Raw genomic sequence first — 22,385 nt, forward strand, 5'->3', positions numbered from 1 at the left:
ATATCCTAGTAGCTTAAATTATTCAGTCGCCTGGATAAAAATATCTATCTCTAACCCTTGATCTATGTCTGAGAGTAATACCAGACGCCCACCTAAGGTTTTATTCACTAAGTTAAACACTATCGACATTCCAAGTCCTGTCCCGCCTTCGTTTCTAGCAGTAGTAAAAAAAGGTTCGAATATTTTATCTTTCACTTCAGGGGTTAAGCCCTTGCCGTTATCTTTATAATACATTTTAATTTCATCACCACAGCGTTCAGCACCTAAGACTATCTGTTTGTCGCCAATAAAACTGACTGGATACGCATGGCGAAAACAATTGGAAACTAAGTTTGTGAAAATTTGTGCTATGGCACCAGGGTAGGATTCAACAAAAATATCATCAGTAATATTTATATCTAATCGAATATTGTGCTTTCGAGTCAATGGCCTAAGGGGACTTGAGATCTGTTCTAAATAATGGGATAAATTAAAACGCTCTTTCTCTAAGGTCAGTTGATCTGCTGCGGTACGCTTAAAGTTATGCACCAACTCAGCGGCCCGTGAAAGGTTGCGATCAATCAATTGCAAGCCATCAGATAAGGTATCGATGAAAGCCACAAAGTCTTCTTCATCAAGCTCATTACTAGAAAAACGCTTCTTAAGTAAATTAAGCTCATCGATACAATGGCTCACTGAGGTGACCGCTATACCGAGGGGGGTATTCACTTCATGAGCGACACCGGCGACTAGGCTACCTAAAGCCGCCATTTTCTCACTTTCGAGTAAAGTCGACTGAGTGACGTGTAAGTTATTTAACGCTTCATTCAAGGCCTGAGTGCGCAGAGTCACTTGAGCTTCAAGTTCTGCATTAATCTGAGTGAGTTTCTGTTGATAAGTGAGCGTTTGCTTTGCGCCCAACACCCTGCCAAAAACGCCCGCTAATGCACAAACAAAGTCTTCATCGTCCAAACTCCAGGGCTTAACTAGCGATGTTTGCTCTGCTATTAATACCCCAACCATCTCACCATGATGACGGATAGGGCTGGCAATGAGGCTAGTGATATCATTGGGGATAAGGTAAGCGTCTAAAAACTCAGAATGAATATAGTCATCTTCTTCACGATGAATAACGAGATTTAGCTCCTTATCGAGTGCATTAAAAAATACCGGAAAACCTGAGCGTTGCAGGCTAATATTGGCAATCGTCTGTTTCGCTTCTTTAAGCAGGTAACTTTTTAATTGCTGCTTATCTTCACTCAGTAGCCAAATGCCCGCTCGGCTAATCGTTAAGCCTTTAGTGATGGCGTTAACAATCAGCTCAGAAGCCACGGTCAAATCGCCATCATCAATTACGGGCGACTTATTAATTTCAAATAATAAATTTTTTAATTCAATATCCATGAAACATCACTCCACCGATTTCTCATCGGGGAAATCCTTGTGAATGGCCGAAAGCTTGTCCATTAAGTGCAAACATGCACCACAAAGTGTGGGATCAAATTGCTTGCCCGACTGCGCTATAATGTAGTCCCTTACCTTTTCAACAGGCCAAGCCTCTTTGTAGCTGCGCTTTGACAATAACGCATCAATCACATCGACGATGGCCATGATCCGCCCTTCTATGGGGCTTTCATCGCCCACTAATCCTCTTGGGTAACCTGTGCCATCCCAACGTTCGTGGTGAGTGTGAGCAATTCTTGCTCCCATTTTAGCGATAATGCGATTTGATCCTGCCAGCAACCTATATCCTTTCTCTGCATGGGTTTTCATTATTTCCCACTCTGCCTCGTCAAGCTTACCCGGCTTATGCAATATGCTCTCTGGAATGCCAATTTTCCCCACATCATGCAAAGGCGCTGCATAGCGAATGGTCTCAATAAAACTTTCACCCAATTGCAAATGTGTGGCAAGCATCTCACTCATCATGGCCACTCTGCGCACATGTGCCCCAGTCTCTTTGCTACGCTGCTCTATTGCATCACCTATGATGAGGATCAGCTCTTTTTGAGTCTGTTGTATGTTTTCTTTACCCGCCAAATTCTCAAAGGTTAAGCTTACATTAGCCGCAAACAGTTCTAAAATACGCACTTGAAGTGTTGTCAGTGCAGTATTGTGTTCCAAATACAGAATACTGGTGACATCTTGGCCAAACTGATAAAAACCAACATAAATATTGTCATTGATTATTGATGTCTTAAGGGCGATGGCTTCGATAATGTATTCTTTTACATCGGCAGGTAAGGATTCAACATTCTCTATCTCCTTATAACTCACCATGTCGCCGGTAGCAGCAAGTAAGGTCATTTGAGTATCTAAGTATAAATCTTGGTGATAACTGGCTAAATACAATGCTGAGGTGTCTAGATTCAAGAGTTGCAGTGTCTGTTCCAGTACTGCACTACCAAAATGGTGCAAGGTGTGACTCTTAAGCACTGAACTTGACGCTGAAATAACCCGCTCCATGCCTTTTTGGCTTTGTTCAATGATTTTGATATCACGGTAAGATCGCAGTGAGGTGTAAACGCAGGATTTTAACTTGGCAGCGGTGAGCTCTGTTTTTGCTTTATAATCGTTAATATCGTATTCACGAATAACTTGCTCTTCTGGGGCACTGCCTGGCTGGCCTGTGCGAAGAATGATCCTAGTGCAGTGGTTATCTAATTCGTTACGGATTTTATGGACTAATTCTAACCCCGCCTGATCGCTCTCCATCACTACATCGATAAAGGCGAGCGCGATATCGGTTTCGTCACGCATTAGCGCAAAGCCCTCCTCTGCGCTGTAACAGGAATAAAATTTAAGGCTTTTACCTTCAAAGTTGAAACTATTCAAGGCGAACTTAGTGACATCGTGAATGCCAGGTTCATCGTCAATAATAACCACTTTCCAATATTGGCTCGCATCGGCCTTGTCATCTTTCTTAGGGCTAGTTGATGATTGTTTAAATAATGCCACTCAGTGATCCTTTTTCTCTGCCTATGCCAAAAGTGGGTATTTTCTGTGTCTGTGAATAATTCTAGTCTATAGCTTTCATACTTGATGGAATTTATCTTCAGCAATAGTCTTGTTTGATATTGAAAATTTAGCTTATTATCCAAGTAACATAAATAAAACATCAACTATGCCGTCAGTTAAAAATAGCTTACCTTTGCGACAAAATGCGCTAAACCATGACAAGGCCAATCAATAATAACCTGGTGATGTCATCAATGTTGAATAAGGTATGCTAAGGCGACATAAAGTGAGGATTTTCATTGTCTGATTCCATAGCACTCGTTCTAGGCGGCGGCGGCTCCAGAGCCGCTTACCAAATTGGGGTACTCAAAGCCTTAGCCCAATTCTATCCCCGCAATCATGGGGTGCCATTTAAAATAATAAGTGGGACATCCGCCGGTGCCATCAATGCTACCTCATTAGCCACCCATGCATCCTGTTTTCATCTTGGAGTGCGTAAACTTGAGTGGGTATGGCGTAATTTTGAAACCCATAAAGTGTATAAAGCCTCAGTGGCAGGCGTGCTTTCCCATCTAGGAAAAATGGCCATCAAAGGCTTACAGGATGACAAGGTAAATACAGACGCTGGTAGCCTATTTGATAATAGTCCGCTGCGAAATTTACTCAATCAGTTAATTGATTTTAAAAGAATAGACAGAAACATAGCCAACAATGCCTTAACGGCACTGAGCATAGATGCCTCCTGCTACAATGATTCCCGCTCCTACAGTTTTTTTCAGGCCAAAGACAGCATCGACGATTGGCATAGATCCCGCCGAATGGGGTTAAGGGCTCGCCTCAATACAGATCATTTACTGGCAAGTTCCGCTATTCCTTTGGTGTTCCCGTCAATTAAACTTAACCAAGCCTATTTTGGCGATGGCTCAGTGCACCAGCTATCCCCCTTATCGAGCCCAATTCATTTAGGCGCTGACAAACTGTTTGTGATCAATTTAGACAGCCCACATAAAGTCAATAATTTAGAACTTAAGTATCACCCTAAAACAGCCACCATAGCAGGCCACCTGTTGGATACGATATTTTCAGACACACTGAACAGTGATTTAGAGCGCCTCACCCGCATCAATACCACCTTAGGGTTAATTCCAGAGGAAAATCGCCGCGATCTGAGTCTGCGGCCCATCAAAACCTTAGTGATCAAACCCAGCGAAGATTTAAGTCAGATTGCCGCTCGCTTCTATCAAGATATGCCCTATGCCGTTAAGGCCTTGTTAAGGTTAATGGGGCTTGAACGGCAATCAGATTCCAGTATCGTGTCTTACTTGTTATTCGAAAAAAGCTATACCAGTGCCTTGATCAACTTAGGGTATAGTGATGCTATGGCACAAATCGATGAGATTAAATCCTTCTTTAATATCGCTCACTAAGCAAAAGAGTCATAAAAATACAAAACCCGTTGGAATAACTGACAAACAACGACACGACTCACTGAGATGCTTAAGGTATAATTTGGACATTCAACACCTGAGACAGTATGCCAAAAAATGAATTGCCAACCCACCACCATCCCGGAGGTATTACTCTTTAAGCCCACACTCCATGGTGATGAGCGCGGCTTTTTTATGGAAACATTCAGGCAAAAAGAATTTGATGCTTGCCTCATGGCCAATGGCATGGCGGCAACCCCGTTAGTGCAAGACAATGTTTCACGTTCTCATCGCCATGTACTCAGGGGGTTACACTTCCAAGAGCATCATCCCCAAGGTAAGTTAGTGCGGGTTTCCCAAGGTGAAATATTTGATGTGGCTGTCGATATTCGGCCACAATCGGCAACCTTTGGCCACTGGGTAGGCCATATCCTTTCAGCAGAAAACCGGTTACAAATGTGGATCCCCACAGGTTTTGCCCACGGTTTTTATGTGCTCTCAGATATCGCCGATATCGTCTATAAATGCAGTGATTATTATCAGAGCCATGATGAGCGAGTCATCCCTTGGAATGATCCTCAACTAGCCATAGATTGGCCCCTTGAAGCTGAGCCCATTTTATCAATAAAAGACAATCCACAGTTTTTCTGTCAAGCCTCAAACCCTCTGGTTATGATGCAGAAAATAAAATGACTGAGGCAAAAAAACCAATCACTGTGCTAATTTTAGGCGCGAAGGGGCAAGTCGGCCAAGCCTTGTTGGCTTCGAAGCCCGCTGATATCAATGTTATTGCCTTAAGCAGGAAAGCGCTGGATATCACTAATGTGCCTAAATTAGGCCAATGCTTGCAAGCACTCACACCTCAAATCATCATCAATGCGGCAGGCTTTACTCAGGTTGAATTAGCCGAACAGGAACGTGAGTTAGCCACTAGCATAAACGGCGCCGCCGTGAGTGAACTTGCGCGCCTTGCAAAACAACAAGGTGCTCGCCTAATTCATCTTTCCAGTGATTATGTTTTCGATGGCAATAAACACAGCCCGTATTTATGCACAGACAGTCCGAACCCCATCAATCATTATGGCCAGACTAAACGCCAAGGTGAGCGAGGAATATTGGCGCACAATGACACCAAGTTAACCATAGTGCGCACTTCTTGGCTTTATGGTGGACAAGGGCGACACTTTGTTGATTCCATGCTTAACTTAATGCGCACCAAAGAGACCCTTAGCGTGGTAGCAGACCAATATGGTAGTCCAACGTATGTGCTTGGTTTGGCAAACTTCATCTGGTCTCTGCGCCATGTTAAGTCATTCTCTCCCATCTACCATTGGAGCGATTCTGGGGTATGTTCTTGGTTTGAGTTTGCCGTAGAAATTCAGCGCCAAGCCTTGCTGCTTGGCATAGTAAAACAGCCGATCCCAATAATCCCTATCAGCAGTGAATGCTATTCATCAATCGTTAATAGACCTGCATACAGCGCGCTGGCATGTGATGACTCCATTGAAATTTGTTTAGTTAAGCCCTGGCAAACACAGTTAACTCAGTACTTACTTAATAAAACTTAACCGTAAACTTCTTGGCTAAGTTATTAATGACTCATGTTAATTAACCGAGTGCATCCCCTGCATATGAAAACAACATGATTCATGCAAATAAATTCACCAACAATGCAGAAAAATTTCGCTTTCGATCAATCCTAGCATTAGGTAAAAAGGGTAAGTTACCAAGAGTGGTATTGTTATACCAATTGCATTAATAAATTGGTGTTCTATCAGGACTTAGATCATGTCTCACACATTCGAATTTGATGACGATGCAACGCCATGGGGCGATAACATCAAGGAAAAACAAAAGACCAAACGTGTTAAACAACGCCGTCGCGATAACAAACGCCGTTTTGTTGATGATAATGCCAGTATGGATTTTGTCCCCGCTAAGTGGAAATAACTTAAGGTTTTTGCCACCTCAAATTGATGAAAGCAAGTTGCTCGCAACTTGCTTTTTTGTTGCCCCCCCCCTCACAGCTCATAGACTTAGTTTTTCTAACACGCTGAAATAAAGACTAAACCGTGATTTGATGTTTCTTTATCATTATCTCTAGTAATTAAAAATGACATAAAAAAAGGACCGCTAAGCGATCCTTGACTATGAAACCTATCATATTAATTATCTAGCGGCACTTAACTAACCCACTCGAAGGGCTGTGGACTTAAGTACTCCCAGACATGATTAAAGATATAAAATGGTCGCTAATCCTAGGAAAGTAAAGAAGCCGACGACATCCGTCACTGTGGTTAAAATCACCGAACCCGACAAGGCCGCATCTTGATTGAATTTTTGCAATACCATAGGGATGATAACCCCTGCCATGGCCGCCACAGCCATGTTGATTAAGATAGCAGAGCCTATGATGACCCCCATGACTCCATCATTAAACCACCAGCCAGCAACTATGCCCACAGTAATGGACCAAAGTATCCCGTTAACAGCACCTATGCCCAGTTCGTTTTTCAGCAGCGACATCACGTTACCCGCTGAAATCTGTCCCATGGCCATACCACGGATCATCAGGGTTAGCGACTGACTGCCAGCAATGCCGCCCATGGAAGCAACAATAGGCATTAATACCGCCAAGGCCACCACTTGCGATAACACATTCTCGAATAAGCCTATGGTCGCCGAAGCTAAAAATGCGGTCAGTAAGTTAATGCCTAACCATACAGCACGGCGCCTTGCACCTATCATAATGGGGGCGAAGAGATCGTCGTCCTCATCCATACCCGCGGTCGCCATCAACTGAGCTTCATAATGCTCACGCACTAATGCTGTCGCGGTACGCAGTGTCACTCGGCCTATCAATACCCCTTCGGCATCAACCACTGGGAATTCAAGCTCACGGCTATGCTCAACCGCTTCGGCGGCCTCAATTAGCGACGAATCGGCGGCAATAGAGCGGCCATCTTCCCAAATTAATGACTCAAGCAAAGTGTCGGGATCTTGTTTAAACAGATCATGGCGCCTAACAGTACCAAGGTACTTATCTTCTTCATCCACTAAAAAAAGGTGATCATTACAATCTAGATCGATACGCCTAAAAAATCGCTGCCCTTGAGCGACTGAAGATAAGTGGCCTAACACTAACATTTGATGATCGGCATAACGGCCTATTTCATTTTCACCATATTGATTATAAAGCTCAAAGTGCCGACGTTGTCGCTCGCCCATCTGGGCTAGCGCTCTGTCAATCATGCTATCGGGTAATGAGTCACTCCAGTCAATTAAGTCTTCAGGGCTTAATTGACTAAACAGCAGATCAATCTCTTCGCTGGGCATCTTTTTCAAGATCCCCAAACGCGGATCGGCACGCATCAGGCTTAATACTTCAGCCCTTGCTTCTATGGCAACTTGTTGCCAACGATCGTAACGCTCATCTAAGGGTAAAGATTCTAATAGAATTGAAATCGTGCCAGGTTCAGCCTCTTCGAGAATATCGCTAAAAACCTCGGCTTGAGCCTCACCTTCAGCCTCTGTAAGCTGTTGAACAACAAGACTTACTTCTGCCTGAGTTTGAGTACCAGTTTCAATCTCGGTCTCAATTTCATTCACGCAACGGCCCCTTTCACAATGACAAATATGGACAAACTATATTGATTTTTACATTTATAAGCAAATAGATATAAAAAATTGCACACAATCTAATTGTGAAAAACTCACATTTTGACTATAGTCTGTACACCCTATTTTTTGGAGCTTATTATGCCAAATTCTATCTACGATTTCACAGTCACAGACATCCAAGGTAACAACATCAGTATGAGCAGTTTTAAAGGCAAAGTACTGTTAATTGTTAATACCGCCAGTCAATGCGGTTTTACACCACAATACAAGGCATTAGAAGAGCTTTACCAGTCATACTCAGCTAAAGGTTTCGCCGTTCTTGGCTTTCCTTGTAATCAGTTTGGTGCCCAAGAAAAAGAAAACGAAGCCAAGATCAGCCAATTCTGCGAAATAAACTTCGGGGTGAGTTTTCCACTGTTTAGCAAGATAGAGGTCAATGGCGCCAATGCGGCACCTTTATATCAGTACCTTAAAAATACGGCCAAGGGAGTGTTAGGCACAGAAGGCATAAAGTGGAATTTCACTAAGTTTCTGGTGGATGGCGAAGGGAATGTACTGGAACGTTTTGCACCGACCACCAAACCCGAAACCTTAGCGCCCAAGATAGCCAAACTGTTAAGTTAATCAGCCATGTATTGAATAAGTTACTTGGTGGTTAAAAATAAAAAGCAAGGCAATCATCTGATAAATAACACCTTTAAATATCATCAGCTAACAAAATTAAATAAATGATCAAAATTTCAATTTAATAATGAACTTTTCCTCTGGCAAGGGCTCCAATATATTGAAAGTCATTTTTCACTTTCTTCATCATCTCCCTGGGGCTTCTAGCGCGGCCCCTTTGATCTCAAAGTAGATCGATAGGCAATCCATTGATTGCCTTTTTTTATGCCTAAAATTCACAGCCACTGAACAGATATTGAAAACGATGAGTAAAAAATATCATCTTGGAATGAACTTATCTCAACAGCTTGAGTCATACATTATGTACCAAATTTGTTTTACACATTATTGTTCATCCTCCTCCCTTTTTAGATAGGTGTTTCACTATCAAACGCATTGCTTTTGCAAACGTCGCAACCTTATTTAGGTTGCTTTTTTTTGCCTGCTGTTTGGGGAAGATTGTGAGCTGAAGTCAAGATATTCGACGGCGGCTAAAATAAACGAAATAAATCCCACTTAAACGGAACTTATCTCAACAGCTTGAGTCATACATTATGTACCAAATTTGTTTTACACATTTTTGTTCATCATCCTCCCTTTTTAGATAGGTGTTTCACTATCAAACGCATTGCTTTTGCAAACGTCGCAACCTTATTTAGGTTGCTTTTTTTTGTCTTATTTTCGATGCCTCATAATCGATATTTCACGGATGCCAGACACAAAAAAGGCCTCCGAAGAGGCCTTTTATCAAACAAGAGTTATTATTACAGGCGTATACCGGCTTTTTCTAAATCTTTGGCCACTACGCTGCGTGGTAATGGTACATAACCATCTTTCTCAACCACTTGTTGGCCTTGTTTAGACAAAACATAACGTATGAATTCACGATCCATGGGTGATAATTCTTTATTGGGGTGCTTATTGATATACACGTACAGGTAACGTGATAATGGATAAGTACCGCTGGCAGCATTTTCAGGAGTTGCAGCAATAAGCTCACCGCCCTTCTTCGATATAGCTAATGCACGCACGCCAGCTGTCTTATAACCAATGCCAGAATAACCTATGGCATTAAGTGACTGGGACACAGACTGTACCACCGAAGCTGAACCCGGTTGCTCGTTTACGTTGGCTTTAAAATCACCTTTACATAGGGCCTTCTCTTTAAAGTATCCGTAGGTTCCTGACACTGAATTACGGCCATACAACTGAATGTCTTTCTCTTTCCAGTTACCGTCTAAACCTAGTTGCCCCCAACGATTGGCTTCATCACCACCACATTTGTTGGTCGATGAAAAGATGCTATCGATTTGAGCTATGCTAAGGCCTTTAATTGGGTTGTCTTTATGCACAAACACAGCCAATGCATCAATCGCTACCCGGATAGCGGTTGGTTGATAACCATAGTGTTTCTCAAAGGCTTCGACTTCGTTTGGCTTCATCTTGCGGCTCATTGGACCGAACTGGGATGTGCCTTCAGTTAATGCTGGCGGCGCAGTAGAAGAACCCGCGGCTTGAATTTGAATATTCACATTAGGGTAAATATGCTTAAACTCTTCTGCCCATAAGGTCATCATGTTTGCTAACGTGTCTGAACCTACTGAAGATAAATTACCTGACACACCGCTGGTTTTTTCATAAGTAGGCAGGGCGGCATCGATTGATGCCATAGAAGCTGCAGAGAATACACTGACTGCAGTTAAAGTCATTGCGCTAACAAGCTGTTTCAATTTCATTCTAGTGCTCCAGATTAAAAAGCGTACTTGGGTTGAATTAACCAGCTCAGTATCATTGGCCAGCATGACAAGTCTATTACTAATAAGTGACACTTATATGACACTGGATAAACCAAACTGCCTCATGCCTTTTGTTCGCCAAGAGCCGCAACAATAAAGCCATCCTAAGATGGCTTTTTTCAATCACTTGCCTGACCCACTAGCCTAACGGCTTTACTCATTTGAGTTGTCGCTATCAAGCAGTTTGCCTTTGTCATCAAAAGGCCAATCCATGCCTAACCAAGCCTTATAAAAAGCCTTTTGAGCAGCACTGGGCTTAGCAACGCCCACTAACATGGCATCCCCTTTAGCTTGCTCGGCTAAGGTAAGCGTCACTTGTTGTAACTGCTGCTGTTTAAACACGCTCAGTGTCATTGTATCGCCGGCGTTAAAATCTTCTAGGCGCTTATTAAAACCTTCACTGGTGACTTTTAAGCCGTTAATTGCGACGATTTCATCACCCGCAGTTAAGCCCGCTTGCCAAGCTGGCCCATCTTTACTCACATGGCCTAACGTCAAATCACCATGAACGCCAGTCAAACTCATGCCGGCATCCACTGTGGTTTTGGCTTTCTTACCGTATTGCAATTTAAGACCGGCTTTATTCAACAGCCTATCAAAATCTAGGCTCATTGGGCTATCGACGTTTTGTTGCCACCAGGCTTGATAATCTTTCCCCGTCAGTGAAGTTAAAATGCCTTTCACATCATTGACACCATAAGCCTTAGGTAGCTTGAAATCCGCATAAAGCGCGCGATGTACATCTCGATAACTGTGTTTAAGCCCGCTGTCTTCAAGCAAGGTAAAATCTAACGACAAGGAAGCAAAATAACCCTCAGAATAGATGTTCACGCTATGATTCATGGCGTAATCACCGCCAGTACTGGTCCACTGTCCTAAGCTTGCCTCGGCGACCGACTGCATGGCTTTACCTGGCGTTTTAAGATTCGCATCTATGCGTTTAGCCAAGTCCTGTAAAAACTCTTTGGCTGTCATTATCCCTGCGCTTAACAAAAATTGATTCTGAAAATAACTGGTAGAGCCTTCTGCTATCCACAATAAGCTGGTCAGGTTTTCGGCTTGATAATCGTAAGGCACTAAACCTTGTGGACGATAGGCTTTAACGTTCCAAGTATGAATAAATTCATGGGACGCTGTGCTAATAAAACGCAGGTAGTCCTCTCTTTCGCGGAAGTTAAATCGAGGTAATTGAATGACGGTGGAATTTAGATGTTCAGTCGCGCCCTTTTCTCCACTCGTCGCGTGGATCATATACACGTATCGCTCAAAGGGGAAGCCACTCCAAATCCGCTTGGCTTGAGCACTGATTTTAGTCAGATCAGCAACAATTTTCTGGCTATCATAATTCCCCTCCCCCCAGAAAACAGCCTGATATTCACGGCCATCGGCGTTAAAATCGTAGGCCGTATTGATACCCGTTTCTATAGGGGAGTCCACTAATACATGGTAATTATCCGCTTTAAAGACATGCACTTGTTCTTGGTTAGTACTGCCTTTTTCCATGCCTGAATAGCTTTTCCAACCTGTTGGCACCTGCAAGCTCACAGACAAAGGCTCGGCCTGGCTGCTAGGGCTATACATAAAGACACCACTGGCATCTAAAAACGCATGGGTGGCATTAATGTCCCTGACCCTTAAGCCTAAATCATTAGCATACAGCTGATAACTTACCGTCACAGAAGTCGGCTTTTCTAACTCAACTTGCCACTCGCCGCTCCCTAATCGCTGCCATTTAAGTGATTTGCCTTGACTGTCTGTCGCGCTAAATTTGCGTATACCGTCAGCAAGGGGCAGCATTTGATACTTCCCGGTGCGCCACATTGGCAGATTGACCTTAAGTGTGTTGCTCTTCGTCTGAGGGAATTGCACCTCTACGGTGGCGCCGTGGTGCTCTGGAGAGCGTAAATCAATCTTATAATGCACATCGGCGTTAACCGTGCCTAAAAAAGCACTCGCCGATAAGGCTAGATATAGGCAAGACTTTGCGAAAGTGGGTAATGTCACTCTAATTTCCTCTGGTAAATTTGCTTTCTTTTTTTGTGGCGAGTATAACAAGCTCCAGCTATTTTCTAACACCTAACTAACAAAAACTTACAAATGACATTAAATCGACCCTTAGCAAATGCAATCTGTTTTATCATGCTGGCATTATTGGCCTTTTTACCTAGCCCTGCGTTTGCCTTAGTGCAGTATAATGAACAGCTTGAGGTGAACTTTAGAGAACAGCCACATCAACTGTATCTGGAACTCAATAAAACCACAGGATCGCCTTTGGTCTTTAATGGCCGCGCCGAATTTGAAGCCCTTGCTAAGGATCTTAGCTTTGAAGCGAATCAACTGCATCGCAGCATAGAAATTCTTGCCAGATTGAACCTGGAGTCAAGTGTAAAGAGTGACACTAAGTTTGACGATGTTAGTCTGTTAGTCACCCAGCTTGAATCCATTGCGACAACGCCGTTGGAAGAGTCTGTGGTGTTAATGCTCAAAGCAAGGCTTATCGCAAAGGAGAAACATGAATTTACCCAAGCCGTTAATCTTTATAATCAGGCTTTAGCTAGAATTTCAGACGAGCAAGATATTGCCGCTATTTTGTTTAAATACACCCTACACGAACACCTTAGTCAGCTGCACTATATGTTACTTCAAGAAGTGCCTGCACTGTCGCACCTGAATCGGTACCGTGCAATTGCCTATCAACTAAGAAACGATTACTTCATTGCCCAAAGTGAATCCGCACTGGGGCTGTATTACAATAAAAAGAAAGAGTTAGCTAAGTCATTACAGCATTATAGCGAAGCATTTAGCATAGCAAACCGCCTCGATTACCCCGTCATTAAAGCCAGTTTACAATTCCAACTGGCACGCACATATCGTGATTTGGAACAATGGAGTGATGCGCTTAAGAATGCTCATGCGGCAGTAACCAGCTTCCAAAAATTAGATCAGCAACCTAAAGTATCAGAGGCATTAACGGTAATTGCCATGATTTATGGCGCGCAGGAAGAATGGCACAAAGCCATAGATTATTACTTCAATGCTCAACAAGTGAATGACAAATTAGGCAACTCAATTGGAGAGGCGCTTAATTTTCACAATATAGGTGAAGCCTATAAACACCTAAATAACCCAGTAGCTGCCGAAAAATATATGCAGTTAGCCAATGATATATTTAGGCAAAAAAAGACGCTGCACTACTTGGTTTACAATGAATTGCTTTTTGCTCAATGGGCTGTCGAACAACAAGAATGGCAGAAGGCCGTACACCACGGCAATGAAGCACTCATCATAGCCAAAAACAAACAGCTTATTGATGAGCAAATAGAAGCATTAGGCTACCTGGCTCAAGCCCACGGTGAATTGAATGATTTTCCTGAAACAATAAAAGCACTGAAGACCCTGTTAGCGCTTATTGAGGCCAAGCAGCCCGCATTGCAAGAGGATATGGCAAGCCTCAGTTTGACTGAACAGAAACTTAAGTTTGAACTCAATTTGTTACAGCTTAAAAATAGCCAATATATTCAACAAAAGCAGCAGAATCACCTGATTATTTTTGCACTTATCGCCATAATAACCTTGCTGCTACCCGCACTCTATTCTCTTTATAGATACAATCGCAATTTAAGACGCAAAGTGAAGCAACAACGGCAGAGTTTGTCCTTAGAGCCTGTGACTCAGCTAAAGGGCTATCAAGGGCTGATAAAACAGTTAACACAACATCATAAAGGGCTAGATCAACACAGCCAGCCTCAAGTACAACAAACCTTAGTCTTAGCTCGCATCGACTCCTTAGCTAACTGTGAGTTGCTATTAGGTCAGTCTCAGGCAAACAGTATGTTACACGCTCATGTGGACTATTTTGAGTCACAGATGGCAACACAAGTCTTTGTTATCCATAGTGGTTTGCTTGGGTTTTATTTCGAGACTAATGTCAATATTGCTGACGTCGCTGAAAAACTAAAAAATTGCCTCACTGAACTTCACTTGAATCAACGTATTTACTTAGGTTTTAATAGCGCCTCTAATTTTGACAATACTGTTAACTTAGGCCATGTGAACTTACCCTTACACCCTAACCCAGATGTGCAAATTAGCCCTGAACTGGAATTCGAAACGGCACAATTTGCGCTCGCCGCGGCACTGAGCATGGAAAAGAAAGACAGTTATCTAAGTTTACGGGCGTTAAATTTTGCCCCTGCGGCTATTTTCTTTAAACCCTTGTATTTAAACCTTGCTCAGGCGATGCAAAGGGGGATGATACGGGCTGACAGTAATTATTCTATCAATGAAATAGATTGGCCTACAAACTAGTCAGTGCCAAAGTTGAGACTGGACTGAGTGAGCAACCAAAGGCATTGCTGCAATAATGAACAAACGATAACCTTTTTAATGATGTTAGTAACATAGTTCACCATACTGGATTCTCAGTTCCGGTGAAATGTTATATTATACGCCTTTCATCTGATGCTGGACATTGGATTGTCTTAAGCCAGTGAGTTATGTAGGAAAGCGTTATAATGCAAGATCTAAGTACGCCAATATCGCAAATTGCCCTGTTGAAGCAAAAGCTTCTTTCCACTAAATCTGCATTAGCTGAAATCACGGACGATAGAAACAGCAAACTCAAAACCTTAGTACAATTTATCAATCACTTAAGCCTTGCTTGTAAAGGTCAGCACTTAGAGCTGGACAATAAACTCGCCAAGCTGCGCCATAACTTGAATAATTTCGAGCAGATTGATGATGCCTTGCCTGAACTGATGGACATTGAGCGATTATTAAAGAACAGCTACAACCACACTAAACTCAAACTCGAAGATAGCCGTCAAGGCCTAATTAGAGTCATCAGACAAATTCAGCGTGTCAACTCTGCGCCAGACAAACTCAAAAAAGAGATTGGTTACGCCAAACAAGATTTAGACAAACCTTTTCACACCATTTGGGATTATATTCCAAAAGTTGAGCAGCTTATTGGGTTTTACGAGTCTATTTTAGCCCAAGATTTAAAAGGCGCCGATAATTACCAAATTTTGCCGCAGCACATTCAGTTAGCAAAAGAGTTGGCACAAAAAATTTCCGAGATTGAATTTAGGAAAGAGCAAAGAGATCAAGTCTTAGTCCTCAAGGAAGTGCTGCTCAGTGACATAAGCCTTAGCAGCTTACTTGAGTCTTACCAAACGGTGTTATGCCTGTTACTGGATAATATCGCCAGAGAAAAAACCGCCTCTGAAGATTTTTTATATGCCCTCAACGATGCACTGTCTATCGTAAGGGATGTGGTAAACAACAGCCATAATCACAATCAACGCAGTCAACAAATAAAAGCTCAGCTTAATCAGGAAATCAACCTTAGGGTCGACAATGCCGACGGTATTCTGATTGAAACCTCAGATCTCACCGAGCTTAAAACTCAGTTAACCATACAGCTCAGTTCACTGCGGGATGCGTTAACCCGAAAAGAATCTTTAGAGGAACGCGAACAGGCGGTATTGCGTAAATCCATCGAGGCCATGCGCAAAGAATTGGCTAATATCACTAATGAAGCCAACAGCTATAAAGAACAACTTTTTGAACATCAGAAGCTTAACTTGCTCGACCCCTTGACTCAGCTGGCCAACCGCGCCGCACTCGAAGACAAAATGGAGCAAGAATACCGCCATCATAAACGCTTTAATACCCCATTGTGGATTGCGGTTATTGACATAGATCATTTTAAATCAATCAATGATAACTTCGGCCACAGCACTGGGGATAAAACCTTACAAGTCATCGCCATGGCACTGAAAAACTCCCTACGTGAGAGTGAGTTTGTTGCCCGCTACGGCGGTGAAGAATTTGTGCTCTTGTTACCCGATGTCACTGAACTGCACATATCTCAATTATTGAACCGAGTACGGGAGAAAATAAAAAATATTCCGTTTAAGTTTAAAAATCAGAGAATTACAGTTACATTGTCTATAGGGGCTGCGCAAGTGCTAGAAAATGAACTCTGCACTGAGACGTTCGAGCGTGCCGATGCTGCCCTTTACAAGGCCAAAAACAATGGTCGAGACAGAGTTGTGATAGAGGTCTAGTCATATCCAAGTGTGGCTGCTGGCTATATTGTAATTCTGTATACGCTAAGGAGTTGCCTATGATAGTAAGAATCAGCCCGCGTGGAAGTTTAGATCAACTGTCTCAATTGGAAGTAGACCGCCTTAAGCAAGGCGCTAAGAGCGATCTCTATCAGCTCTATCGCAGCTGTTCTCTGGCCGTGTTAGCATCAGGCCTTAAAAGCGATAACGCCGAAGACTTATTCACTCAATACGATACCTTTAACATCAACGTATTGCAGCGTGAGCGCGGCGTAAAAATTGAGCTTATAAATCCCCCAGAACAAGCTTTTGTCGATGGGCAAATCATCGCTGGCATTCAAGAACACTTATTCGCCGTGTTGCGCGATATTATTTATATCAGTAACAAGTACGAAAACCTTAAACACATCAATCTCACCAACGCCAGCCACATCACTAACGTGGTTTTCGATATTTTGCGCAATGCTCGCGCGATTTCACCGATGAAAGATCCCAATGTCATCGTCTGCTGGGGCGGGCATAGTATCAACGAAATTGAATACCAATACACTCGGGAAGTGGGTTACCAATTGGGCCTTAGGGATTTAGACATTTGTACTGGCTGTGGCCCTGGCGCTATGGAAGGCCCGATGAAAGGCGCCGCTATTGGCCATGCTAAGCAAAGGGTCAAAAATGCACGCTACATAGGCCTGACTGAGCCCAGTATTATTGCCGCCGAGCCACCCAATCAAATTGTCAATGAGTTAGTGATTTTACCCGATATCGAAAAACGTTTAGAGGCCTTTGTGCGCCTAGGTCACGGCATCATTATATTCCCAGGCGGCGCCGGTACTGCTGAAGAGCTCTTGTATTTATTAGGTATTTTACTCAATCAAGCCAACAGCGAAATCCCTTTCCCCTTGGTGCTCACAGGTCCCGCCCAAAGCGCCGACTACTTTGACGAAATTGATGCCTTTGTTGGCGCCACTTTAGGGGAAGAAGCTCAGAGTAAATACCAGATCATAGTGGATGACCCCATAAAGGTCGCACAAATTATGAAGCAAGGCATGGAGCAAGTGAAAACCTATCGCAAATCTTGCGGTGATGCTTATCAATACCAATGGTCGTTAAAAATTGAGCCCGAGTTTCAACTGCCCTTTGAACCCACCCACGAAGTGATGGCCGATTTAAGTTTGTATTTTCAGCAGAACAAGGCTGAACTTGCCGCCAATTTGCGTAAAGCGTTTTCGGGGATTGTGGCAGGCAATGTAAAAGGTGAAACCATCAAACTCATCAAACAAGCTGGTCCCTTTCAAATAAAAGGCGATCCCCACTTGATGGAAATGATGGACAAGCTGCTCAGTGCTTTCGTCAAACAGCAGCGAATGAAACTGCCTGGTAGCGACTATGTGCCTTGCTATCAGATCATTAAATAGTGAAATAACAGCCGTTGGGTCATTTCAATCACTCATTCACTCATTAGTTAAACTAGAACATGAATACACTACTCATCATAGATGGACTCAACTTAGTGCGCCGCATACATGCGGCGCAGCCTGACGAGAATGACATCAATAATGTCCAACAAATGACATTGCTCGCCTGCACTAAAATGCTCAAGACTCATCAGCCTTCTCACGTCATAGTGGTCTGGGATGGCGATGAAGAGTCTTGGCGGAAAAAGCTCTATAGCGACTACAAAAAAGGGCGAAAGCCTATGCCTGAAGCATTAAAAATAGCCCTAGTGGGTATACGTAACACACTCAGTGAGGCGGGCATACATTCCCTTGAAGCCGAGTCAGAAGCCGATGATGTTATTGCCACCTTGGCCACTAAAATGGTCGAAAATAGCGGCGCTGCTATTATCGTTTCAACAGACAAGGGCTTTAGTCAGCTAGTGAAAAAGAATATTCAAATTTGGGATCATTTTAAGCAGCTTTTTTTAGACATTAGCGCCCATGAGAAAAAGCTCGCCGTGGAGCAATATCAATTCTTAGACTTTATTGCGCTCGCTGGAGACAGTGGTAATAAAATCCCTGGGATAGCTGGCATAGGGCCCAAATCAGCAGCTGATTTACTCAATAAGTTCAGAACCTTAGCTAATATTTATAACTCATTAGATAATTTAGGTGCCAAGCAAGCCCAGAAACTTGCCGAGGGACGCGAAATGGCCAGAATTAGCTACAAGCTGGGGCAACTGCAATGCCATATGCCATTAGAAATTAATTTGAAACAATTTAGAGTTAAAAAATAGTAACATTTTCGTTAAACTATCCCTATTGCCAAGAACAGGAATGGCCCTGAAACATGAAAAAGAAAAACAAACCCTCCTTACTAACCTTAGTCTTATTAGGAGGCTTCTCAGCCTATTTAGTCTTTGTTGCTGTGATGTTCAGCAGCTACGATCCTTTGCCCGGTGAAAAAGATTGGGATGACAGGCAAGCCTTTAATTTACAACAGCTCAGCCATATCAAGTTAGGCCAAAGCTTAGATGAGATAGTCACCCTGATGGGGGAAGCCGATTTTGTGGAAGCGAAAACGGTGACAGGCACGGCGCTACAGATAATGTATTACCGCACTCACCACATCAAAGGCGATGGCATCACCACCAAAGATGAATGCACTCCCCTGTTGTTTGACAATGAGAAGCTCATCGCTTGGGGGCCTGATACCTATCAGCAGTACCTCAATGCGAACATTAGCCTAGCAACGGCCAATATTGTCTCTGAACAGTAAATATTCATCCCCCAAAAAAAAGCCCATTAACCTTTAATGTTAATGGGCTTTTTTGTCTCTACTTCACTTCATCACTTGCGACGTTTAACGGCCAACTAGTCACGATACTCTTGATAGGCTTGCCCCTGTTTAAGCCAGTCTGGCGCGGGTAAACCTTTAAGGTAATGATCGAAATACTGCATCATCTTGATACTGTAATCGAGCTTGTTGGGGTACTTTTTCAAATGGTGCGGCTCATCTTCATATTGCAAAAAGACCACGGCTTTGCCGGCGCGGCGCATGGCCAAATATAATTCAACTCCTTGTTCCCAAGGCACGGCGTCGTCTTTATCACCAAACATGATCATCAAAGGAGTAGTGACTCGCTTAACATAAAATACCGGCGAGTTTTCCATGTAACGCAGCGGAATATCCATCAAACTTTGGCCCATGCGGCTCTGGCCGGTTTCATATTGAAACTGCCGAGCAAGTCCACTGCCATGGCGGATCCCAGAATAGGCACTGGTCATGTTTGCAACAGGCGCCCCTGCCACTGCCGCCTTAAACAAGGGGGTTTGAGTCACAGCAAAGGCTGTTTGATAGCCGCCCCATGAGTGACCATGTAGCCCTATGGCGTCGGCTTTAGCTATGCCCATATCGATAAGATGCTGTACCCCAGAAGTGAGCGCTTTAACCGCCGATAGACCCGGGTATTGCTCTTCAAAGCGAATGTCCGGTAAGAAGATGGCATAACCATTGTCGGCATACCAAGCAAAGTTAGGCCTGTGGTTTATGGCCATATCGGGATAGTCATGTAATCTGTCGCTCATAAAGCGGTAAAAATACACTATGACAGGGTAAGCCTTACCCGCTTGATAGTGAGTTGGCTTAATCAGCACACCATCCGAGCGCTTGCCGCTATCATTGGTCCACTGCACTAATTCAGCATTCCCCCAAGTAAAAGGGGCTTGCTGCTTGGCAAGAAACGTCTGCTGTGTCCAAGTCGCTGGCGCATTAATATCTGCGCTATAGAGGTCGGGATACAAATCAAACCTTTCTTTTGAGAACAAAAACTGCCCCGTGTTTTTACTGCGGGCCAAAACTGTCAACTTATGATCCCCTTCCACGACAACACTGAGCCCGGTTTTCCCGACTTTGGCCTGATAAAAACCATCGGCTTTAGTGCGCTCGTTATAGCCCTGCAGTAATAGTGTATCCCCTTTATTCACCACAGCTTGGCGACTTTTATCGTTAACCAGTGCTTTCACCCTAAGCTGTAATTGCTGCTTACGGCCTTGTGCATTTGTCAGGTTAATGGCTTTTGAGCCTTGGCTGCTAAACTGCCAGATATCGTATTTATCATACACTAACACGGCTGAGCTATCGGCAAGCCAAGGACCAAATCCGTAGCCTGGCGCCGCCGAGGGGTAGTCATGATCTTCATCACTAAAGGGCGTGGCTATCTTGGCCGACAAATTGGTGTGCCGCTGGCTCATCAGACTATAGAGCCAAATCTGACCTTGCTTGAAATAAATAAGCTGCTTGCCATCCGGTGACAGGCTCATAGGGGAGTCACTTGGGTGCTGAACCAGTACTTCTGTGGCTTTGCCAGTATTAAGATTGACCACTGACCAATCACGAAAGAACCCCGCCCAAGTGATCATCTTTTGATAAGGTATGTCAGAACTTGCCAGTAAAAATCGGCTTTGCTGGCCAGCTTTAACCTCAGGCAACTGCTCGTTGGCGATTTGTAACAATCTCTCGCTACTCATGTGCCAAACCCCAAGGTAGGTTTTTTTCAATGACTTTTCATAATCATGAATTTCATGGGGTTTAATTTTTCTATCATCACCGTGCCAAACATTGCCTTGGCTGTTAGCTTGAATAAGGGCCTTATCGAATAATTTAGCTTGGGTATCAAGTTTTGGCTTTTGAGCTAATGCCCTTATGTTAGGCACTCGTCCAACAAACAAACGTTGATTGTCTTGAGAAAAGACTAAGCTAGAATACTGATTATAAAGCCATGTCGTGTCTTTTGGTGCTGCAGTCTTTTGACCACTGGCAATATCTATTCGGTGTAATTGATATTCACGCACAGATCTAAGCTCAAGGCTATTCCCTAAGGTAAATGCCCCATAACTTAAGTCATCCGCTAACGCTAATGCGCCAAATCTGTGAGTGTTACTGTTAAATAAAGGCGTTATCTTAAAGGATGCAAAATCCACAAATAGCAATTGTTGGCCGTTGCATTTAGCAGCGAGGGTTTCACTTGCGCTATCCTTGCCGTCTTTACAATCAGTGAGCCCCTGAGCCAGTAACAGGCCTTTGGCATTTTCGCCCATGGCAAACACACTAACTTGAGAAAACCTATGCTGTTTGTTGTCAGTTAAGCGAATAAGCAGTAATTCACTTTCAGCTAACTCTTTATCGGCCTTGGCGGTTTTAGTGTTTGCCGACGTTGCTGCTTTGCTTTTAGCGCTAAGCTTAGAACTAGGTTTAGCATTAGGGGCAATGCTCCCATCTGGCTCATTATGAATGTCGTTATCAATTTTATGTTCAGTTTTGGTTTTATCTTCTTCAAACCAAATCAAGGCATAGGCGCCATCTGGGCTAAATCTCGCCTGTTTTACATGTTCAAAAACCTGCTCAGTGCCTGTCTGGCTATCAAGCAATACGGCCCGAGTGGTTAATTGCGCTTTTTCTAAGGTTTCACGCTCAAGTAAGCTAGGCTCTTGGCTAATGAGTACAAAACTGCCATCAGCATTCACTTGTGGCTTGCTGCCCTTCACTCGCTTAGGCTCGCCATGACCCAAAGGCTTAATCAATACCTGACTCTCTCCCCTGTCAGGCTTTGCCTCAACCGCTAATAATTGCCCATTGTCAGACAATTGCGGCAATTTCAGGGTTTGATAATGCATGATGTCCTCTAAGGTTAAGGGCCTGGTGCTCCCTTGCAAACCTTGAGCATTGACAGTTTCTGCCCCCACTAGCGATACACTTGGTTGAGCTAAGCCGCTTGCACAAGCGAATAAACCTAAGAGGAGCAATTTAGACCAATGGGGCCTAAGAATTGAGTAGCGATTCAAGGGTTTTCCTTATTATTTTTTCGACTTTGCCGAGCAAACTACACGGGAACACCGTGAAGGTCAAAAAGGCAATGGCCAACTTCAGGCATT

16 protein-coding genes are annotated in these 22,385 nt (G+C 43.5%); 10 read left to right on the forward strand and 6 right to left on the reverse strand.

Going from position 1 to position 22,385, the window contains the following annotated elements:
* Window positions 1-18 precede the first annotated feature (18 nt).
* Entirely contained in the window at window positions 19-1,383 is a 1,365-nt protein-coding gene (locus tag SDEN_RS13260; RefSeq protein ID WP_011496975.1) for a sensor histidine kinase, read from the reverse strand.
* 6 nt (window positions 1,384-1,389) lie between these two features.
* The gene (locus SDEN_RS13265; RefSeq protein WP_011496976.1) at window positions 1,390-2,937 is read right to left on the reverse strand and encodes a DUF3369 domain-containing protein; all 1,548 of its coding nucleotides are present in this window, start codon (window positions 2,935-2,937) and stop codon (window positions 1,390-1,392) included.
* 299 nt (window positions 2,938-3,236) lie between these two features.
* On the opposite strand from SDEN_RS13265, the gene SDEN_RS13270 reads away from it, so the two are divergent.
* The 4 genes from SDEN_RS13270 (at window position 3,237) to SDEN_RS13285 (ending at window position 6,314) form a co-directional block, all read left to right on the forward strand.
* A complete protein-coding gene (locus SDEN_RS13270) occupies window positions 3,237-4,364 on the forward strand; it encodes a patatin-like phospholipase family protein (RefSeq protein ID WP_011496977.1) in 1,128 nt (375 codons plus the stop codon).
* A 117-nt stretch (window positions 4,365-4,481) separates the two neighbouring features.
* Window positions 4,482-5,057, forward strand: coding sequence for a dTDP-4-dehydrorhamnose 3,5-epimerase (rfbC, locus tag SDEN_RS13275; protein ID WP_011496978.1), 576 nt, complete (start codon window positions 4,482-4,484; stop codon window positions 5,055-5,057).
* On the forward strand, window positions 5,054-5,932 hold the full coding sequence (gene rfbD, locus SDEN_RS13280) for a dTDP-4-dehydrorhamnose reductase (protein ID WP_011496979.1): 879 nt from the start codon (window positions 5,054-5,056) through the stop codon (window positions 5,930-5,932). Before rfbC ends, rfbD begins: the two co-directional genes overlap by 4 nt.
* 220 nt (window positions 5,933-6,152) lie before the next feature.
* Entirely contained in the window at window positions 6,153-6,314 is a 162-nt protein-coding gene (locus tag SDEN_RS13285; protein ID WP_011496980.1) for a hypothetical protein, read from the forward strand.
* 282 nt (window positions 6,315-6,596) lie between these two features.
* Here SDEN_RS13285 and SDEN_RS13290 read toward each other — a convergent pair whose 3' ends face one another.
* A complete protein-coding gene (locus SDEN_RS13290; protein ID WP_011496981.1) occupies window positions 6,597-7,973 on the reverse strand; it encodes a magnesium transporter in 1,377 nt (458 codons plus the stop codon).
* 150 nt (window positions 7,974-8,123) lie between these two features.
* On the opposite strand from SDEN_RS13290, the gene SDEN_RS13295 reads away from it, so the two are divergent.
* On the forward strand, window positions 8,124-8,609 hold the full coding sequence (locus tag SDEN_RS13295) for a glutathione peroxidase (RefSeq protein WP_011496982.1): 486 nt from the start codon (window positions 8,124-8,126) through the stop codon (window positions 8,607-8,609).
* Window positions 8,610-9,412: 803 nt separating this feature from the next.
* On the opposite strand, the gene SDEN_RS13300 is transcribed toward SDEN_RS13295, so the two are convergent.
* Window positions 9,413-10,384 (reverse strand): PstS family phosphate ABC transporter substrate-binding protein, encoded by a 972-nt coding sequence (locus SDEN_RS13300; protein WP_011496983.1) that lies wholly within the window; start codon window positions 10,382-10,384, stop codon window positions 9,413-9,415.
* 213 nt (window positions 10,385-10,597) lie between these two features.
* Complete coding sequence (locus SDEN_RS13305) at window positions 10,598-12,448, reverse strand: M61 family metallopeptidase (protein WP_011496984.1); 1,851 nt, start codon at window positions 12,446-12,448, stop codon at window positions 10,598-10,600.
* A gap of 93 nt (window positions 12,449-12,541) precedes the next feature.
* Here SDEN_RS13305 and SDEN_RS13310 point away from each other — a divergent pair, with 93 nt between their 5' ends.
* The 5 genes from SDEN_RS13310 (at window position 12,542) to SDEN_RS13330 (ending at window position 19,230) form a co-directional block, all read left to right on the forward strand.
* Complete coding sequence (locus SDEN_RS13310; RefSeq protein ID WP_011496985.1) at window positions 12,542-14,752, forward strand: tetratricopeptide repeat protein; 2,211 nt, start codon at window positions 12,542-12,544, stop codon at window positions 14,750-14,752.
* A 206-nt stretch (window positions 14,753-14,958) separates the two neighbouring features.
* Complete coding sequence (locus SDEN_RS13315) at window positions 14,959-16,515, forward strand: GGDEF domain-containing protein (protein ID WP_011496986.1); 1,557 nt, start codon at window positions 14,959-14,961, stop codon at window positions 16,513-16,515.
* Window positions 16,516-16,574: 59 nt separating this feature from the next.
* On the forward strand, window positions 16,575-17,930 hold the full coding sequence (ppnN, locus tag SDEN_RS13320; RefSeq protein ID WP_011496987.1) for a nucleotide 5'-monophosphate nucleosidase PpnN: 1,356 nt from the start codon (window positions 16,575-16,577) through the stop codon (window positions 17,928-17,930).
* Window positions 17,931-17,989: 59 nt separating this feature from the next.
* Window positions 17,990-18,748 (forward strand): flap endonuclease Xni, encoded by a 759-nt coding sequence (xni, locus tag SDEN_RS13325; protein ID WP_011496988.1) that lies wholly within the window; start codon window positions 17,990-17,992, stop codon window positions 18,746-18,748.
* 53 nt (window positions 18,749-18,801) lie between these two features.
* A complete protein-coding gene (locus SDEN_RS13330) occupies window positions 18,802-19,230 on the forward strand; it encodes a DUF3192 domain-containing protein (RefSeq protein ID WP_011496989.1) in 429 nt (142 codons plus the stop codon).
* A 95-nt stretch (window positions 19,231-19,325) separates the two neighbouring features.
* Here the strand turns inward: SDEN_RS13330 and SDEN_RS13335 are convergent, their stop codons facing one another.
* A complete protein-coding gene (locus tag SDEN_RS13335; RefSeq protein ID WP_011496990.1) occupies window positions 19,326-22,295 on the reverse strand; it encodes a S9 family peptidase in 2,970 nt (989 codons plus the stop codon).
* Between the last annotated feature and the right edge of the window lie 90 nt (window positions 22,296-22,385).

Origin of the sequence: Shewanella denitrificans OS217, assembly GCF_000013765.1 — a bacterium.
Taxonomy (GTDB): domain Bacteria; phylum Pseudomonadota; class Gammaproteobacteria; order Enterobacterales; family Shewanellaceae; genus Shewanella; species Shewanella denitrificans.

Coding starts and splice junctions, on each gene's coding strand:
- SDEN_RS13300 (WP_011496983.1), bottom strand. CDS start 10,384: ATGAAATTGAAACAGCTTGTTAGCGCAATGACTTTAACTGCAGTCAGT.
- SDEN_RS13310 (WP_011496985.1), top strand. CDS start 12,542: ATGACATTAAATCGACCCTTAGCAAATGCAATCTGTTTTATCATGCTG.
- SDEN_RS13285 (WP_011496980.1), top strand. CDS start 6,153: ATGTCTCACACATTCGAATTTGATGACGATGCAACGCCATGGGGCGAT.
- rfbD (WP_011496979.1), top strand. CDS start 5,054: ATGACTGAGGCAAAAAAACCAATCACTGTGCTAATTTTAGGCGCGAAG.
- SDEN_RS13260 (WP_011496975.1), bottom strand. CDS start 1,383: ATGGATATTGAATTAAAAAATTTATTATTTGAAATTAATAAGTCGCCC.
- ppnN (WP_011496987.1), top strand. CDS start 16,575: ATGATAGTAAGAATCAGCCCGCGTGGAAGTTTAGATCAACTGTCTCAA.
- rfbC (WP_011496978.1), top strand. CDS start 4,482: ATGAATTGCCAACCCACCACCATCCCGGAGGTATTACTCTTTAAGCCC.
- xni (WP_011496988.1), top strand. CDS start 17,990: ATGAATACACTACTCATCATAGATGGACTCAACTTAGTGCGCCGCATA.
- SDEN_RS13295 (WP_011496982.1), top strand. CDS start 8,124: ATGCCAAATTCTATCTACGATTTCACAGTCACAGACATCCAAGGTAAC.
- SDEN_RS13330 (WP_011496989.1), top strand. CDS start 18,802: ATGAAAAAGAAAAACAAACCCTCCTTACTAACCTTAGTCTTATTAGGA.
- SDEN_RS13315 (WP_011496986.1), top strand. CDS start 14,959: ATGCAAGATCTAAGTACGCCAATATCGCAAATTGCCCTGTTGAAGCAA.